Here is a 15,989-nt window from a genome sequence, read left to right on the forward strand (position 1 = left end):
GCCAGTTGCCTGGCAGGACGCCTTTGTCCGGTCCCGTTCTCTCGGGAAAACCCATCCTTCGTCGTTGAAGGCCGGGTCGTATGTGCTGTTGGGAGAATTAATGCAGCGGTTGTGCCAAGTCCCGCCAATGGCGGTTTCAGTAGGCCTGGAAACCTGTCTCAGGCCGGTAAGGTGGGTTTTCTGCACCGATTCAAAGCGTCTTGCCCACTTCTGGCGCACGCTGCGCGATCCCTGTAGCCGCTGCCGCAGGCTGCGATCGACGGCGTAGCCGGCGTAAGGCGGCATTCCCTACCTGCGGGTAAAACCGCGTCGTCAGGTTCTGCGGCCCCTGCGGTGCCGGTCGCAGCCTGCGGCAGCGGCTACAGGAAAACAGTGAGGTCAGTGATGCAGGAACAGGTACAGCAACAGCAGGTTGAGCAACAGCGAGACCAGCGCCAGGGTGCGCCAGACTTTCAAGGGCTCGCGTTCCAGCAGCGGTCTGGGGCGCACGCTGAGGCTGCGGCGCTCGCCCTGTTCCAGCACCAGCAACCACTCTTCGGCGGTTTCATAGCGCTGGGCCGGATCGGCCTGTACCGCGCGTTCCAGGCTCTGTTCGAGCCAGTCCGGCAGGTCCGGCCGATAGCGGCTGGCGCTGACCGGGGTGGTGAAGCGCGGGCGCTGGAAGGCTTCGATTTCGCCGTAGGGAAAATGCCCGGTCAGCAAGTGGTAGAGGGTCACGCCTACCGCGTACAGGTCCTGCCGCGGTGTCGGCGCCACGCCGTTGAAAGCTTCGGGGGCGATATAGCTCGGAGTGCCGGGCAGCAGGTGCGCCTGGTCCTCGGACAGGCCGGGGCAATAGGCCAGGCCGAAATCCAGCAGGCGCAGTTCGCCGTCGTCCCCGAGCAGCAGGTTTTCCGGCTTGATGTCGCGGTGCAGGATCTGCCGGCGGTGCAGCAGGCCCACGGCCCGCAGCAGGCGCTCGGCCAGGTCCTGCCACTGTGCCAGCGGCAAGGGGCCATGTTGTTGCAGATGCTCGGCCAGGGTCTGCCCCGGGTATTCGCGCATCACGTAATACAGATGCTGGCGGCTGGTCGCGGCATGCACTTCGGGAAAGTGCCGGCCGGCCACCCGGCGCAGGAACCACTCCTCTGACAGCAGCGATTGCCCGGCCTGATGATCGTCGTGCAGATGACCGGGCAGGGTTTTCAGCAGCCAGGGTTGTTGTTGCGCATCGAGCACGCGGTACAGCAGCGATTGCTGGCTGTGCCCGAGCACCTCGACGACCTGCCAGCCTTCGAAGTGCTGGTCCGGTTTGAGAGGCGGCGGCAGTGGCCATTGCTGCAAGTGAATCAGGGCGTCGCCGATGGAGCTTTCGCCCAGGGCTTCGACCCGCACCAGCAGGGCGCTGGCATTGTCCTGGCTACCGGCCAGGTGCGCGGCGCTGACCAGGGTCTGCACCGCGCTGTCGAGGTCGGGCTGGTCGCGCAGGATCGCGGCGATGGCGGTGTCGCCCAGGGTCGCCCAGACGCCATCGCTGAGCATCAGGAAACTTTCGTTTTCCCGCAGCTCGCCGTCGAGGAAGTCCACCACCAGGTGCTGGTCCAGGCCCAGGGCACGCTTGAGCACATGCTGCATGCCGGGTTGGTCCCAGACATGATCGTCGCTGATGCGTTGCAACTGATCGGCATGCCAGCGATAGACCCGGCAATCGCCGACATGGGCCAGGGTAAAGCGCCGGCCGCGCAGCACCAGGGCGCTGACGGTGGTCAGCAGCGGCTGGCCGCCGCCGTTGGCCTGCAACCAGCGATTCTGCGCCAGCAGCAGGCGTTCCAGGGCCTGGGCCACGGCCCAGGTTTCCGGGGTGGCGTAGTAGTCCAGCGCCAGCGCCTGCAAGGTCGAGCGCGCGGCCAGGCCGCCGTCGGCGCATTGGCTGACACCGTCGGCGATGGCGAACAGCAGGCCCTTGCTGGCGGCCAGGGTCGGCGCCGGGGTGACCAGGCGCAAGGCGTCCTGGTTCTCCGCGCGCGGACCGATGGCGCTGGCCTGGGCGTGGCTCAGTCGCAGGCTCATGGACGGCTCAGACCCGCGCCGCCGTGACGGCGGCGGAGCCCCAGGTGGTCCGCCAGCGGCGTTTCACCCCGTGCAGGCCGAACCAGGCCAGCACACCCAGGCTGGCGAACAGCCACAGGGCCAGTTGATAGCTGCCGGTGCTTTGCTTGATCGCGCCCATGCCCGCGGCCAGGGCGAAACCGCCGATGCCGCCGGCCATGCCGATCAGCCCGGTCATCACCCCGATCTCGCGGCGGAAACGTTGTGGCACCAACTGGAAGACCGCGCCGTTACCCGCACCCAGGCCGAGCATGGTGCACACGAACAGGGCCAGGGCCGCGTAGGAGCTGGGCAGGTTGAAACCGACCGCGGCGATGCACACCGCCGCGAAGCTGTACATCACCAGCAGGGTGCGAATGCCGCCGAAACGATCGGCCAGCGCGCCGCCCAGCGGGCGCATCAGGCTGCCGCCGAACACGCAGGCGGCGGTATAGTAGCCGGCGGTGACCGGGCTCAGGCCGTACTGGTCGTTGAAGTAGCCGGGCAGGGCGCTGGCCAGGCCGATGAAGCCGCCGAAGGTCACGCTGTAGAAGAACATGAACCACCAGCTGTCGCGGTCGCCGAGGGCCTTGAAGTAGTCGGCCATGGATTTGGCCTTGGGCCGTTCCGGAGCGTTCCTGGCCAGCCAGGCGAACAGCACCAGGGTCAGGATCAGAGGGATCAGGGCGAAGCCGAACACGTTGCTCCAGCCGAAGGCACCGGCCAGCAACGGCGCGAACAGCGCCGCGAATACCGTGCCGGAGTTGCCGGCCCCGGCGATGCCCATCGCCTTGCCCTGGTGCTGTGGTGGATACCATTGCGAGGCCAGCGGCAGGGCCACGGCGAACGAAGCGCCGGCCATGCCCAGGAACAGCCCCAGCAGCAGGGCCTGTTCATAGCTGTGGATGCCCAGCTTCCAGGCGCAGAACAGCGCGCCGATGACAATCACCTGGCCGATCAGCCCGGCGGTCTTGGGGGACAGGCGATCGGCCAGCAGGCCCATGGCGAACCGCAGCACGGCGCCGGCCAGGATCGGCGTGGCCACCATCAGCCCGCGCTGCTGGGTGGTCAGTTGCAGGTCGGCGGCGATCTGCACGGCCAGCGGGCCGAGCAGATACCAGACCATGAAGCTCAGGTCGAAGTAGAGGAAGGCCGCGAACAATGTCGGGGTGTGGCCGGATTTCCAGAAGCTTGAATTCATCGCGCACCTCAGCTGTTAAGAGTCTCGAAAGGAGTCATGAGCTTTTGCGTGGGGCGCCATTACGGCCGCTCCACCGGCCCCGGGCTGTGGGGCCAAAACGAAAAAACGCCGCAACCCGTTTCGCCTGGGGCGAGAAGGGTGTGCGACGTCTTTGTCGTAGGTGGGGCAACCGCCGTTGGTTACCTGTATCGATTACATAGCCAGATTTGTGCCAAGAGTTGCAGTCCTGGTGTTCCGGATCGCGGGCAAGCCTCGCGCCTACAGAAACTCACGGTTTTCTCCGTAGGAGCGAGGCTTGCCCGCGATGGGGCCCGCACCGGTACCGCAAGCTTTCAGCCCAGCAACTCGCTCATGGCGATGATCTGCTCGGCCACCTGGATTAGCTTCTGCTGGCGGCTCATGGCCTGGCGGCGCATCAGGGTGTAGGCCTGTTCTTCGTTGCAGTCTTTCATCTTCATCAACAGGCCCTTGGCCAGCTCGATGCGCTTGCGCTCGGCCAGTTGCTGGTCGCGGGCCTGCAGCTGCGCACGCAAGGCCTGGTCGCTCTCGAAGCGGGCCATGGCCACGTCGAGAATGGGCTGCAGGCGCTGGGCCTGGATGCCTTCGACTATGTAGGCACTGACCCCGGACTTGATGGCGTGGCGCATCACGTCGGGGTCGTGCTCGTCGGTGAACATCACGATCGGCCGTGGCTGGTCGCGGCTGACCAGCACCACTTGCTCCATCACATCGCGGCTCGGTGATTCGGTATCGATCAGGATCACGTCCGGACGCACCGTTTCGACGCGCGTCGGCAGGTCGATGGTCAGGCCCGACTCGTCGATCACCTCGAAACCGGCTTCCATCAGGGCCGCCTTGAGCCGACCGACCTTCTTGGCGGTGTCGTTGATCAGCAGGATACGCAACATGGTCTCGGGCTCCTGTCAGCGGCTGGCGAGAAGAGGGGAGCTGTCGCTCATGGCGTGCAGCTGGAAGCTGCGGGCATAGGCGGCCGGGTCCGAACCGTCCCATAGCTTGCCGTCGATCAACTGGCTGCTGCGCATGTCCTGGCCCCAGGACGCGACGCCGACGGCGGTGGCGGCTTCACGATAGAGCTCGAGTTGCTGCACCTGGCGCGCGATGCCCAGGTAATCCGGGTCTTCGCGCAGCAGGCCCCAGCGGCGGAACTGGGTCATGAACCACATGCCGTCGGACAGATACGGCAGGTTGACCGCGCCTTCATTATGAAAGCGTAGCGCGTGCAGGTCCTGCCAGCGGTGGCCGAGGCCGTCGGCATATTCGCCGAGCAGGCGCGGCTCGATGCAGTCCAGCGGCGCATCGAGGTACTCGCGGGCGCTCAGCAGTTGCGCGGTGCTCTGGCGGTTCTCGCGGCTCTGCTCGATGAAGCGGCTGGCCTCGAGGATCGCCATGACCAGGGCCCGCGCGGTGTTCGGGTACTGCTCGACGAAGGCGCGGGTACAGCCGAGGACTTTTTCCGGGTGGTCGGGCCAGATCGCCTGGCTGGTGGCCAGGGTGAAGCCCAGGTTCTGGCTCACCGCGCTGGCGCTCCAGGGTTCGCCTACACAGAAACCGTCGATGCGCCCGGCCTGCAGGTGCGCGACCATTTGCGGCGGCGGCACCACCACGCTATCGACGTCCTGCAACGGGTGGATGCCCTGGGCGGCCAGCCAGTAATACAGCCACATGGCGTGGGTGCCGGTGGGGAAGGTCTGGGCGAAGGTCAGCCTTGCCCGGCTTTGGTGCACGTGCCGGTGAAGCGCTTCAGGAGTGGTCACGTTCAGGGCTTGCAGCTCTCGCGAGAGGTTGATGCTCTGGCCGTTCTGGTTCAGGCCCATCAGCACCGCCATGTCGCTGGCGTTGACCCCGCCGATGCCCAGGTGCACGGCGTAGATCAGGCCGTACAGGCTGTGGGCGGCATCCAGCTCGCCGCTCACCAGTTTGTCCCGCAGGTTGGCCCAGGATGCCTGGCGCTTGAGGTTCAGGGTCAGGCCGTAAGGCTGGGCGAAGCCCTGGGTGGCGGCGACCACCACCGAGGCGCAGTCGCTCAAGGCCATGAAGCCGAGGTTGATCGCGGTCTTTTCCGGGGCATCGCTGCCGTTGACCCAGGCCAGCGGGCTGACGGGGAGTTCGTTCATGGGGTGGAGCCCTCCATAAAAAAGCGTCCATAAAAAAACGTCGCACCCGCGCGCCAGGCAGAGCCGGCGGGGTAACGACGCCTTTGTCTTTCGACCCACGCCGCCATTGGCCTGGGTGCTGATGCAGGTTGTGGTGCAAGGCATATGCCATTCACCGCTGATTTCGCCGCGTGCCTCGCCTGCGGCCCCCATGCCCGGCTATAATCGCCGCCTCATTTCGCCGCCACCGAGTCAAGCCCGCCCATGTATACCCTGGCCCGCCAGCTGTTGTTCAAACTCTCCCCGGAAACCTCCCACGATCTGTCCCTGGACCTGATCGGCGCGGGCGGGCGTTTGGGCCTCAATGGCTTGCTGTGCAAGGCGCCGGCGCAGATGCCGGTGAAGGTCATGGGCCTGGACTTCCCGAACCCGGTCGGCCTCGCGGCCGGCCTGGACAAGAACGGCGCGGCCATCGACGGCTTCGCCCAATTGGGTTTCGGCTTCGTCGAAATCGGCACCATCACTCCGCGTCCGCAGCCGGGCAACCCCAAGCCGCGGATCTTCCGCCTGCCGGAAGCCGAAGCGATCATCAACCGCATGGGCTTCAACAACCTGGGCGTCGATTACCTGCTGGCCCGGGTGGCAGCGGCCAAGTACAAGGGCGTGCTGGGGATCAACATTGGCAAGAACTTCGATACTCCGGTCGAGCGCGCGGTGGATGACTACCTGATCTGCCTGGACAAGGTGTATGCCCACGCCAGCTACGTGACGGTCAACGTCAGTTCGCCCAACACCCCGGGCCTGCGCAGCCTGCAGTTCGGCGAGTCGCTCAAGCAGCTGCTCGGCGCCCTCAGCCAGCGTCAGCAGGAGTTGGCGGTGCAGCATGGCAAGCGGGTACCGCTGGCGATCAAGATCGCCCCGGACATGACCGACGAAGAAACCGCCGAAGTGGCGCAAGCGCTGATCGAGACCGGGATGGACGCGGTCATCGCCACCAACACCACCCTGAGCCGCGTCGGCGTCGAAGGCATGGAGCATGGCGACGAGGCGGGCGGCCTGTCCGGTGCGCCGGTGCGCGACAAGAGCACCCACACCGTGAAGGTGCTGGCGGGCGAGCTGGCCGGGCGTTTGCCGATCATTGCGGTGGGCGGTATCACCGAAGGCAAGCATGCGGCGGAAAAGATCGCTGCCGGCGCCAGCCTGGTGCAGTTGTATTCGGGCTTCATCTACAAGGGCCCGGCGCTGATTCGCGAGTCGGTGGACGCGATCGCCGCGTTGCGCTGAGGACAGCGGCTTTTGCGCGGCCAATAAAAAGGGCTCCTTAAAGGAGCCCCTGGGCCGCAGCCCGCCGTCCGGATGGGACGTGCGTGGTTAAGTCGTTACGTATTCAGATTTTGGTGTCGGAATGTGTGCCCTGTTTTAGCCGACGGCGTGAAGTTCGTTGAGTCTGTGGATTCCCGCAGTGCCGGTCATACCGTCCCAGTTGTCGCCGCGTCCTTCGCGCCAGCCATTGATCCAGGCTTGGCGTACCGACGGTAGAGTAAAGGGGCAAAGCTCACGGGACTTGCCATGAACGCCATACTGATATCCGCGCAAAAATGCTCTTTCCAACGGATCACGCTTAAGTCTTCTCATAGGGTGTTTCCCTCACTTGTTGACTGTCTTATGTCCCGTCGGCCTCGTTTGAGGCCGGGCAGAATGCTTCTGCCGTTGGTGCTCGCTGCCGGCGTCGCGAGCGTGGCGTTGGCGTCATTGCGGCGCCAACCTGAGTTGATTTCTAACCAATGCGTCACAACGATGGAATGATCGTTTTGTCATAAGGACGTAACGATAATGATGTTGAAGCCATAAGAACGGCCGGCTTTACATCGGGTTGATCAGGCAAACCTCGCTCTGATCAGCCTCTTACTGGATGATGGGCTTAATGCTTTAGTGAGAATTCCATTCCGTTGCACTCAGGTATTATTCGATGAAAGGTCGAGTTATGACCTTTTGTTTCGCTGACTTTATTATCTGCCCCGGCATCTAAGCTCTTTTGACCCCAGTGGTCACCGCTAGCGGCGAGCTGAACAGCAGGGGCGGGACGGCACAGATTCGTGCCACGCGAGCGCTCTTCAAGAAAAGCGCTTGATTGAAAACCGGGCGGACGATGCGTTGTCCGTTCACTTATTGCTAAAGGCCCTGAACTCCCATGTCGGATCGCTACGAACTCTTCCTCACCTGTCCCAAAGGCCTTGAAGGCCTGCTCATCGAGGAAGCCGCCGGGCTTGGCCTTGAAGACGCGCGCGAACATACCTCGGCCGTGCGCGGCATGGCCGATATGGAGACCGCCTACCGCCTGTGCCTCTGGTCGCGCCTGGCCAACCGGGTACTGCTGGTGCTCAAGCGCTTCCCGATGAAGGACGCCGAAGACCTCTATCACGGCGTGCATGACGTCGACTGGCAGGACCACATGCTGGCGGACGGCACCCTGGCGGTGGAGTTCAGCGGCCACGGCTCGGGCATCGACAACACTCACTTCGGCGCCTTGAAGGTCAAGGACGCCATCGTCGACAGGCTGCGCACGCCGACCGGCGAGCGTCCCTCCATCGACAAGCTCAACCCGGACCTGCGCATTCACCTGCGCCTGGATCGCGGCGAAGCCATCCTCTCCCTCGACCTGTCCGGCCACAGCCTGCACCAGCGCGGCTATCGCCTGCAGCAGGGCGCGGCACCGCTGAAGGAAAACCTCGCGGCGGCGATCCTGATCCGTTCCGGCTGGCCGCGTATCGCGGCCAATGGTGGCGCCCTGGCCGACCCGATGTGCGGCGTGGGGACCTTCCTGGTGGAAGCAGCGATGATCGCCGCCGACATCGCCCCCAACCTCAAGCGCGAGCAATGGGGTTTCACTGCCTGGCTCGGTCACGTCCCGGCCCTGTGGCGCAAGCTGCATGAAGAGGCCCAGGCGCGGGCCCAGGCCGGCCTGGCCAAGCCGCCGCTGTGGATTCGCGGTTACGAAGCCGACCCGCGGCTGATCCAGCCAGGGCGCAACAACGTCGAGCGCGCCGGCCTCAGTGAGTGGATCAAGATCTACCAGGGCGAAGTGGCGACCTTCGAGCCGCGCCCGGACCAGAACCAGAAAGGCCTGGTGATCAGCAACCCGCCCTACGGCGAGCGCCTGGGTGACGAAGCCAGCCTGCTGTATCTCTACCAGAACCTCGGCGAGCGCCTGCGTCAGGCCTGCCTGGGCTGGGAAGCGGCGGTATTCACCGGCGCGCCGGACCTGGGCAAGCGCATGGGCATCCGCAGCCACAAGCAGTATTCGTTCTGGAACGGCGCCTTGCCGTGCAAGCTGCTGTTGATCAAGGTGCAGCCAGACCAGTTCGTCACTGGCGAGCGGCGTACCCCGGAACAACGGCAGATCGAACGCGAACAGGCCGAGGCCGACAAGGCGCCGCTGGTTCCGCAGGAGCGCCAGTACAACAAGAACGGCAACCCGATCAAACCGGCGCCGGCGCCAGCCCCCGTGGTCGAGCAGGCGCGCCTGAGCGAGGGCGGGCAGATGTTCGCCAACCGCCTGCAGAAGAACCTCAAGTTGCTGGGCAAGTGGGCCAAGCGTGAAGGCGTCGAGTGCTATCGCGTCTACGATGCCGACATGCCGGAATACTCCCTGGCCATCGACCTGTACCACGACTGGGTGCACGTGCAGGAATACGCCGCACCGAAATCCATCGACCCGGAAAAGGCCCAGGCCCGTCTGTTCGATGCCCTGGCGGCCATTCCGCAAGCGTTGAACGTCGACAAGAGCCGGGTGGTGATCAAGCGCCGCGAACGCCAGAGCGGCACCAAGCAGTACGAACGCCAGAGCGCCCAGGGCAAGTTCACCGAGGTCAGCGAAGGTGGCGTGAAGCTGCTGGTCAACCTCACCGACTATCTCGACACCGGGCTGTTCCTCGACCACCGGCCGATGCGCCTGCGGATCCAGAAAGAAGCTGCCGGCAAGCGATTCCTCAACCTGTTCTGCTACACCGCCACCGCCAGTGTGCACGCGGCCAAGGGCGGCGCGCGCAGCACCACCAGCGTCGACCTGTCGAAAACCTACCTGGACTGGGCGCGCCGCAACCTGTCGCTCAACGGTTTCTCCGACAAGAACCGTCTGGAGCAGGGCGATGTCATGGCCTGGCTGGAGACTTGCCGCGATGAGTTCGACCTGATCTTCATCGACCCGCCGACCTTCTCCAACTCCAAGCGCATGGAAGGGGTGTTCGACGTGCAGCGTGACCACGTGCAACTGCTCGACCTGGCCATGGCCCGGTTGGCCAGCGGTGGCGTGCTGTATTTCTCCAACAACTTCCGCAAGTTCCAGCTCGAGGAAAACCTGGCGGCACGTTATGCCGTCGAGGAGATCACCGCCAAGACCATCGACCCGGATTTCGCCCGTAACGGCAAGATCCACCGGGCCTGGAAAATCACCGCCCGCTGAGGTTGATTGGATCCACAGAGCCTTGATTTTCAAGGCTCTTTGCTCTAGCCAAATTAGTGGCGAATAGCTATAACTCAATGCAAGCCCATGTGACGCTCATGTTCGCTGGCGTTATGAGTTTTGCTTATGTCGTTGCACTCGGTACGCCCGAAAATCCTGGGCTTCATCAGCGAAGACGTGTCGGCCTGGCTGGTCGCGTTAGTGGTATTGCTGTTTGGCTGTGTATTGACCGGGCTGCTGGCCTGGTCGACCCTCAATCTGTATCAGCAGCAGTTGCGCCAACGCTTCCAGCTGCTGGCCAGCGAACGTTATAGCCGCATCGAAGAGCGCTTCGAAGATCAGGAGCAGCGCCTGGATGGTCTCAAGCGCTTCTTCATCAATTCCGGCGCGGTCTCGCGCCAGGATTTCGACGGCTACACCCAACCGCTCTTGCATCGCACCCAGGCCTACGCCTGGGCGCCGCGCGTCAGGGGTGCCGAGCGTGCGCTGTTCGAGCGCATGGCGCAGGAACAGGGGGCGCCGGATTATTTCATTGCCGACCTGAATGCCGAAGGCAAGCTGCAGCGAGCCGCCGAGCGCGATGAGTACATACCGGTGCTCTACAGCCAGACCCAAAGCCCGCTGGGCTCGCCCCTGGGGTTCGACCTGCTGGCCCAGCCAATGCGTCGCGACACTCTCGAGCGGGCGCGGCGGCGTGGCGGCGTGGCGGTTTCGCAGCCGGTGCGCTTGGTCGGAGTCGAGCCTTCCTACGCGCGCGGCATCATCCTGGCGACTCCCGTCAGCCTGCGCGCCGATGTGGCCATGTCGTCCCCCGAGCCTTACGGTTATGTGATCGCGGTGATCAGCATGCGCCAGTTGGTGGTCGATGGTCTGCCCGAGCAGCGTCAGGACAACCTGTTCGTGCAGATCATCGACCTGTCGACCGCCGAGTCGTACGGCAAACTCTATGAATCGAGCAACGGCCCGGGGGACAGCCCGCTGGCGGTGAGCCGGGTGCTGAGCCTGGCCGATCATGATTACCAGGTGAACATCCGCCCCAGCGCGGTGTTCCTCCAGGCCAACCATTCTTCGGTGTCCAGCCAGGTGGTCCTGGGCACGCTGCTGAGCCTGCTGCTCAGTGCCCTGCTGTATGTCCTGGTCAGCCAGCGGCAGCGCGCGCTGCGGTTGGTGGAGCAGCGCACCGGGGAGCTGCGGGTCAGGGAGCAGGAATTGCGCGGCACCCACGGGCAGCTGCGCAGCGTGCTCAATGCGGCGACCCAGGTGGCGATCATCGCCACCGACCTGCGGGGTGTGATCAGCACCTTCAATGCCGGCGCCGAACATATGCTCGGCTACAGCAGCGCCGAGGTGGTGGGCCACCTGACCCTGGAAAGCCTGCACCTGCCCGCGGAGCTGAATGAGCGCGCGCAAGCCCTGAGCCAGCGTTACGGCCGGCAGATCCCGATGTGCCAGGCGATGCTGGTGGACGGTTCCGAAGAGCGTGGCGAGGCAACCCGCGAGTGGACCCTGATGCGCCGCGATGGCAGTCATCTGGTGGTGAACATGCTGGCCACCCCGGTCCTGGACGATCATGGCTTATGGGTCGGGCACCTGGCGATTTGTATCGACATCACCGAACGCAAGCGGGTCCACGAGGCGCTAGCGGCCCGCGATCGCCTGCTGAAGAAACTCAGCGCCCATGTGCCGGGCGCTATCTACCAGTTTCAGGTGGATGCCGAAGGCCATTCCAGCTTCAGCTACGTCAGTGACGGCATCCGCGACATCTACGAGATCGATCCACAGCAGTTGCAGCGCGATGCCAACCCGGTGTTCGAGCGTATTCACCCGGACGATGTGGCCCGGGTGCGCGGCTCGATCTGGACCTCGGCGAAGAAACTCAGCCCCTGGCGCGAGGAATATCGGGTGCAGTTGCCACAGCGCGGCCTGCGCTGGATACGCGGCGAAGCGACCCCGGAAAAGCTGGCGGGGGGCGGGGTGCTGTGGCATGGCTATCTGTCGGACATCTCCGACCTCAAGCGGGTCGAGGAAGAGTTGCGGGCCCTGTCGGTCACCGACTCGCTGACCGGTATCCACAACCGCCGCTATTTCCAGGAGCGCCTGCAGACGGAAATGGCGCGGGTCGAGCGCGGGGTGGGCAGCCTGGCGGTGATCATGCTGGATATCGACCACTTCAAGCGGATCAACGACCAGTACGGGCATGCCATCGGCGACATGGTGCTGCGCGGTGTCTGTGAGCGCATCGGCCTTCGTCTGCGGCGCACGGATGTGTTTTGCCGGCTGGGCGGCGAAGAGTTCATGGTGCTGTGCCCGGACACCGATGGCCAGCAGGCCTATGTCCTGGCCGAGGAGCTGTGGCGCGGGCTGCGCAGCTCGCCAATCGATGGCGTGGGCATTGTCACGGCCAGTTTCGGCATCGCCAGCTGGCGGGAGCACGAAGGGGCCGACGGGCTGTTGCTGCGGGCGGATTCCGGGGTCTATGCGGCCAAGCAGGCTGGGCGCGACCGGGTCGAGGCCGAGATGGGGTAGGCAGGGGGCGCAGAAGTGGGGTGACGCGAGGTTGTCCTCGCGCCACCTGAGTGACGGCTTACAGGGTCGAAGCGGTGTCTGCCAGTTTCGGCTGGCGGTACAGATCCAGCAGCACCTGGTCGAGCACCGAGGACGCGCCCCAGGGCTTCGGATCGTTGAGAATCGCTACCACGGCCCAGGTGTTGCCGTTGCTGTCGCGGCTGTAGCCGGCGATGGCGCGGACGGTGTTCAGGGTCCCGGTCTTCACGTGGGCTTCACCGGACATCGCGGTGCGCTTCAGGCGCTTGCGCATGGTGCCGTCCATGCCGGCGATCGGCATCGAACTGATGAACTCCGCCGAGTACGGGCTTCTCCAGGCCGCTTGCAGCATGGCGGCCATTTCGCGGGCGCTGACCCGTTCGGCACGGGACAGGCCCGAACCGTTCTCCATCACCAGGTGCGGCGCGGTGATGCCTTTCTTCGCCAGCCACTGGCGCACCACCCGTTGCGCCGCCTTGGCATCGTCGCCATCGGCTTCGGTGCGGTATTGCGCGCCGAGGCTGAGGAACAGTTGCTGGGCCATGGTGTTGTTACTGTATTTGTTGATGTCGCGGATGATTTCCGCCAGGTCCGGCGAGAAGGCCCGGGCCAGCACCTTGGCGCTGGATGGCACGGCGGCCAGGCGGTCCTTGCCCTGGATGCTGCCGCCCAGTTCCTTCCAGATGGCGCGTACGGCGCCGGCGGTGTAGGTCGCGTGGTCGAGCAGCGACAGGTAGGTCTGCGAACTGCAACCGTCGCCCAGCTGGCCGTTGACGGTCACGGTGACGCTGCCGTCCGCCTGTGGGACCGGGTTGTAGCGCACGTTGCCGGTGCACTGTTTGCCGCCGATGGCCTTGACCTGGTTGTCGATGCGAATGCTGGCAATCGGCGGCTCGACGGAAATCAGCACCTTGCCCGAATCGTTGCGCGCCACGAAGCGCAGGGCCTTGAGGTTGACCAGCAGGGCATCGGGCTTGACCAGGAACGGCTTGTTCTCGTCGTTACCGTCATCGTTGAACTGCGGCAGCTGCGGCTGCACGAAGAAGTTGCGGTCCAGCACCAGGTCGCCGGTCACTTGCTGCACGCCGTTGGCCCGCAGGTCGCGCATCAGCAACCAGAGTTTTTCCATGTTCAGCTTGGGATCGCCGCCGCCCTTGAGGTACAGGTTGCCATTGAGGATGCCGCCGCTCAGGGTGCCGTCGGTGTAGAACTCGGTTTTCCACTGGTGGGTCGGGCCGAGCATTTCCAGGGCGGCGTAGGTGGTAACCAGTTTCATGGTCGAGGCCGGGTTGACCGACACGTCGGCGTTGTAAACGGTGGCCGTGCCCGGGCCGCTGAGCGGGATCATCACCAGCGACAGGGCGTTGTCTTGCAGTTTGCTGGCCTTGAGGGCCTGTTGGACCTTGGGCGAAAGGGTGGTGTTGACGGGGGCGGCGGAAACGGAAATGGCCAGGGGCAGAAGAAGACCGGCAAGAAAAAGTGGACGCAAAGATTTGATCATGTGAAGTAAAACCCTACAGCCGAGGGGAGAAAAGACGAGGGCATGACGATAAATTCCCTCAGTGGTCACGAAAGTGTCGGCATTATGCCCCAAGGTATAGCGGCTTGTGCCGTGCCGCGGCGGGCTAATCCGCTATTTTTTTCCCAATGGCAGGCCAAGGCCCTCATAGAGTCAGGCAATCGGTTGCTTAAACTGGTAAAGTGCCGCCCGTTATTACTTATGAGGATTGTTCCATGGCCACTAACCGTTCCCGCCGTCTGCGCAAAAAACTGTGCGTAGATGAATTTCAGGAGCTGGGTTTTGAGCTGAACCTGGATTTCAAAGAAGATCTGGCCGAAGAGGCTATTGACGCTTTCCTCGACGCGTTCCTCAAAGAAGCGATGGAAGCCAACGGCCTCGGCTATGTTGGTGGCGATGACTTCGGCCTGGTTTGCCTGAGCAAACGCGGTTCGGTCAGCGAAGAGCAACGTGCCAAGGTCGAAGCCTGGCTCAAGGCCCGCACCGAGCTGACCAGCGTTGAAGTCAGCCCGCTGCTGGACGTCTGGTACCCGGAAAACTCGATCAATCCGGTAGCCTGATGTGCTGAGTCGGTGGCCCGTCCGGGCCGCCGACTCACGGCTGTCGCGGTACAGCCTTCTCGATTTATTCCCCCCGCAGAACCTTTATATGCCTCGGGCCTGTTTCCCAGGATTTCGCGTGGGCGGGTTGTAGCCGCTGCCGTAGGCTGCGATCGCGACCGAAGGACGCGTAAGGTCTTGAGATCGCTGAAGCCTTCGGGCTTATCGCAGCCTGCGGCAGCGGCTACAGGCTTATTCGTTGTTCCAGTTCAGGATCGCCAGGGTCAGCACGCCGGCCACGATTCCCCAGAACGCCGAGCCGACGGAGAACAGGGTCAGGCCTGAGGCGGTCACCATAAAGGTGATCAGCGCCGCCTCGCGCTCCTTCACCTGGCTCATGGCGATACTCAGGCCGTTGATGATCGAGCCGAACAGCGCCAGCGCGGCGATCGACAGCACCAGCTCCTTGGGCAGGGCCGCGAACAGCGCCGCCAGCGTGGCGCCGAAGACCCCGGCGATGCCGTAGAAAATCCCGCACCAGACCGCCGCGGTGTAGCGCTTGTTGCGGTCCTCGTGGGCATGGGGGCCGGTGCAGATCGCCGCGCTGATGGCCGCCAGGTTGATGCCGTGGGAGCCGAACGGCGCCAGCAGCAGGGAGGCGATACCGGTGGTGGTGACCAGCGGCGAGGCCGGGACGTTGTAGCCGTCGGCGCGCAGCACGGCGACCCCGGGCATGTTCTGCGAGGTCATGGCCACCACGAACAGCGGGATGCCGATGCTGATGGTCGCCGCCAGGGAAAAGTGCGGGGTGGTCCACACCGGCGTGGCGACTTCCAGGTGGAATTGGCTGAAATCCAGCAGGCCCATCACCCCGGCCAATGCAGTGCCGATCAGCAGCGCGGCGAGCACCGCATAGCGTGGCGACAGGCGCTTGACCAGCAGGTAGCTGAAGAACATGCCCAGCACCAGGGCGGTGCGGTGCTGCGCGGCGACGAAGATCTCGCTGCCGATCTTGAACAGGATGCCCGCCAGCAGTGCCGCGGCGAGGGAGGCCGGGATGCGCTTGACCAGGCGTTCGAAGCTGCCGGTCAGGCCGCAGATGGTTACCAGCACCGCGCAGGTGATATAGGCACCGATGGCTTCGCCGTAGCTCACCCCGGACAGGCTGGTGATCAGCAGCGCGGCGCCGGGGGTCGACCAGGCGACGGTGATCGGGGTGCGGTAGCGCAAGGACAGGCTGATGCTGCAGAGGGCCATGCCGATGGAGATGGCCCAGATCCACGAGGAAATCTGCCCGCTGGTCAGCCCGGCGGCCTGTCCGGCCTGGAACATCAGCACCAGGGAGCTGGTGTAGCCGGTCATCATGGCGATGAAGCCGGCGACTACGGCCGAGGGCGAAGTATCGGCCAGGGGGCGTAATGGCGCGAGGGAGGCGTCGGACATGGAGCGCTGTTCCTTGTTCTGATAAAGATATCTGTCGCCCGAAAGCCCGGTGCAGGGGCGTTGGGTGACGAAAGCAGGGGCCAAGCCTAAACGTAAAAGT

11 protein-coding genes are annotated in these 15,989 nt (G+C 64.4%); 4 read left to right on the forward strand and 7 right to left on the reverse strand.

Annotated features, from left to right (window positions below; translation table 11 throughout):
* Positions 1-378: 378 nt before the first annotated feature.
* The 4 genes from C4K27_RS09620 to C4K27_RS09640 form a co-directional block, all read right to left on the reverse strand.
* On the reverse strand, positions 379-2,049 hold the full coding sequence (locus C4K27_RS09620) for a bifunctional protein-serine/threonine kinase/phosphatase (protein WP_053260264.1): 1,671 nt from the start codon (positions 2,047-2,049) through the stop codon (positions 379-381).
* A 7-nt stretch (positions 2,050-2,056) separates the two neighbouring features.
* Complete coding sequence (locus C4K27_RS09625) at positions 2,057-3,268, reverse strand: nitrate/nitrite transporter (protein ID WP_053260265.1); 1,212 nt, start codon at positions 3,266-3,268, stop codon at positions 2,057-2,059.
* Between the two features lie 332 nt (positions 3,269-3,600).
* Positions 3,601-4,176 carry an ANTAR domain-containing response regulator gene (locus C4K27_RS09635; RefSeq protein ID WP_007932173.1) on the reverse strand — a complete coding sequence of 192 codons (576 nt, stop codon included), beginning with the start codon at positions 4,174-4,176 and terminating at the stop codon, positions 3,601-3,603.
* Between the two features lie 15 nt (positions 4,177-4,191).
* Entirely contained in the window at positions 4,192-5,403 is a 1,212-nt protein-coding gene (locus C4K27_RS09640; RefSeq protein WP_053260266.1) for a CmpA/NrtA family ABC transporter substrate-binding protein, read from the reverse strand.
* Positions 5,404-5,646: 243 nt separating this feature from the next.
* Here C4K27_RS09640 and C4K27_RS09645 point away from each other — a divergent pair, with 243 nt between their 5' ends.
* Complete coding sequence (locus C4K27_RS09645) at positions 5,647-6,666, forward strand: quinone-dependent dihydroorotate dehydrogenase (protein WP_053260267.1); 1,020 nt, start codon at positions 5,647-5,649, stop codon at positions 6,664-6,666.
* Between the two features lie 135 nt (positions 6,667-6,801).
* Here C4K27_RS09645 and rmf read toward each other — a convergent pair whose 3' ends face one another.
* Positions 6,802-7,017 carry a ribosome modulation factor gene (rmf, locus tag C4K27_RS09650; protein WP_002553055.1) on the reverse strand — a complete coding sequence of 72 codons (216 nt, stop codon included), beginning with the start codon at positions 7,015-7,017 and terminating at the stop codon, positions 6,802-6,804.
* A gap of 556 nt (positions 7,018-7,573) precedes the next feature.
* On the opposite strand from rmf, the gene rlmKL reads away from it, so the two are divergent.
* Both rlmKL and C4K27_RS09660 read left to right on the forward strand, forming a co-directional pair.
* Positions 7,574-9,844: a bifunctional 23S rRNA (guanine(2069)-N(7))-methyltransferase RlmK/23S rRNA (guanine(2445)-N(2))-methyltransferase RlmL gene (gene rlmKL / locus C4K27_RS09655; RefSeq protein WP_007932188.1), complete on the forward strand. Its 2,271-nt coding sequence runs from the start codon at positions 7,574-7,576 to the stop codon at positions 9,842-9,844.
* A gap of 126 nt (positions 9,845-9,970) precedes the next feature.
* Entirely contained in the window at positions 9,971-12,370 is a 2,400-nt protein-coding gene (locus C4K27_RS09660; protein ID WP_053260268.1) for a sensor domain-containing diguanylate cyclase, read from the forward strand.
* 58 nt (positions 12,371-12,428) lie between these two features.
* Here the strand turns inward: C4K27_RS09660 and dacB are convergent, their stop codons facing one another.
* On the reverse strand, positions 12,429-13,889 hold the full coding sequence (dacB, locus tag C4K27_RS09665; RefSeq protein WP_053260269.1) for a D-alanyl-D-alanine carboxypeptidase/D-alanyl-D-alanine endopeptidase: 1,461 nt from the start codon (positions 13,887-13,889) through the stop codon (positions 12,429-12,431).
* A gap of 233 nt (positions 13,890-14,122) precedes the next feature.
* Between dacB and C4K27_RS09670 the strand changes: the two genes are divergently transcribed.
* Entirely contained in the window at positions 14,123-14,467 is a 345-nt protein-coding gene (locus C4K27_RS09670; RefSeq protein ID WP_007932191.1) for a YggL family protein, read from the forward strand.
* Between the two features lie 231 nt (positions 14,468-14,698).
* On the opposite strand, the gene C4K27_RS09675 is transcribed toward C4K27_RS09670, so the two are convergent.
* Positions 14,699-15,889 (reverse strand): benzoate/H(+) symporter BenE family transporter, encoded by a 1,191-nt coding sequence (locus C4K27_RS09675; RefSeq protein ID WP_053260270.1) that lies wholly within the window; start codon positions 15,887-15,889, stop codon positions 14,699-14,701.
* Positions 15,890-15,989: the final 100 nt, after the last annotated feature.

Source organism: Pseudomonas chlororaphis subsp. chlororaphis, from assembly GCF_003945765.1.
In the GTDB taxonomy this organism is placed as follows: domain Bacteria; phylum Pseudomonadota; class Gammaproteobacteria; order Pseudomonadales; family Pseudomonadaceae; genus Aquipseudomonas; species Aquipseudomonas chlororaphis.

Bases quoted from the DNA above. Each gene is read 5' to 3' on its own strand.
- C4K27_RS09620 (WP_053260264.1), bottom strand. From the start codon at position 2,049: ATGAGCCTGCGACTGAGCCACGCCCAGGCCAGCGCCATCGGTCCGCGC.
- C4K27_RS09625 (WP_053260265.1), bottom strand. From the start codon at position 3,268: ATGAATTCAAGCTTCTGGAAATCCGGCCACACCCCGACATTGTTCGCG.
- C4K27_RS09635 (WP_007932173.1), bottom strand. From the start codon at position 4,176: ATGTTGCGTATCCTGCTGATCAACGACACCGCCAAGAAGGTCGGTCGG.
- C4K27_RS09640 (WP_053260266.1), bottom strand. From the start codon at position 5,403: ATGAACGAACTCCCCGTCAGCCCGCTGGCCTGGGTCAACGGCAGCGAT.
- C4K27_RS09645 (WP_053260267.1), top strand. From the start codon at position 5,647: ATGTATACCCTGGCCCGCCAGCTGTTGTTCAAACTCTCCCCGGAAACC.
- rmf (WP_002553055.1), bottom strand. From the start codon at position 7,017: ATGAGAAGACTTAAGCGTGATCCGTTGGAAAGAGCATTTTTGCGCGGA.
- rlmKL (WP_007932188.1), top strand. From the start codon at position 7,574: ATGTCGGATCGCTACGAACTCTTCCTCACCTGTCCCAAAGGCCTTGAA.
- C4K27_RS09660 (WP_053260268.1), top strand. From the start codon at position 9,971: ATGTCGTTGCACTCGGTACGCCCGAAAATCCTGGGCTTCATCAGCGAA.
- dacB (WP_053260269.1), bottom strand. From the start codon at position 13,889: ATGATCAAATCTTTGCGTCCACTTTTTCTTGCCGGTCTTCTTCTGCCC.
- C4K27_RS09670 (WP_007932191.1), top strand. From the start codon at position 14,123: ATGGCCACTAACCGTTCCCGCCGTCTGCGCAAAAAACTGTGCGTAGAT.
- C4K27_RS09675 (WP_053260270.1), bottom strand. From the start codon at position 15,889: ATGTCCGACGCCTCCCTCGCGCCATTACGCCCCCTGGCCGATACTTCG.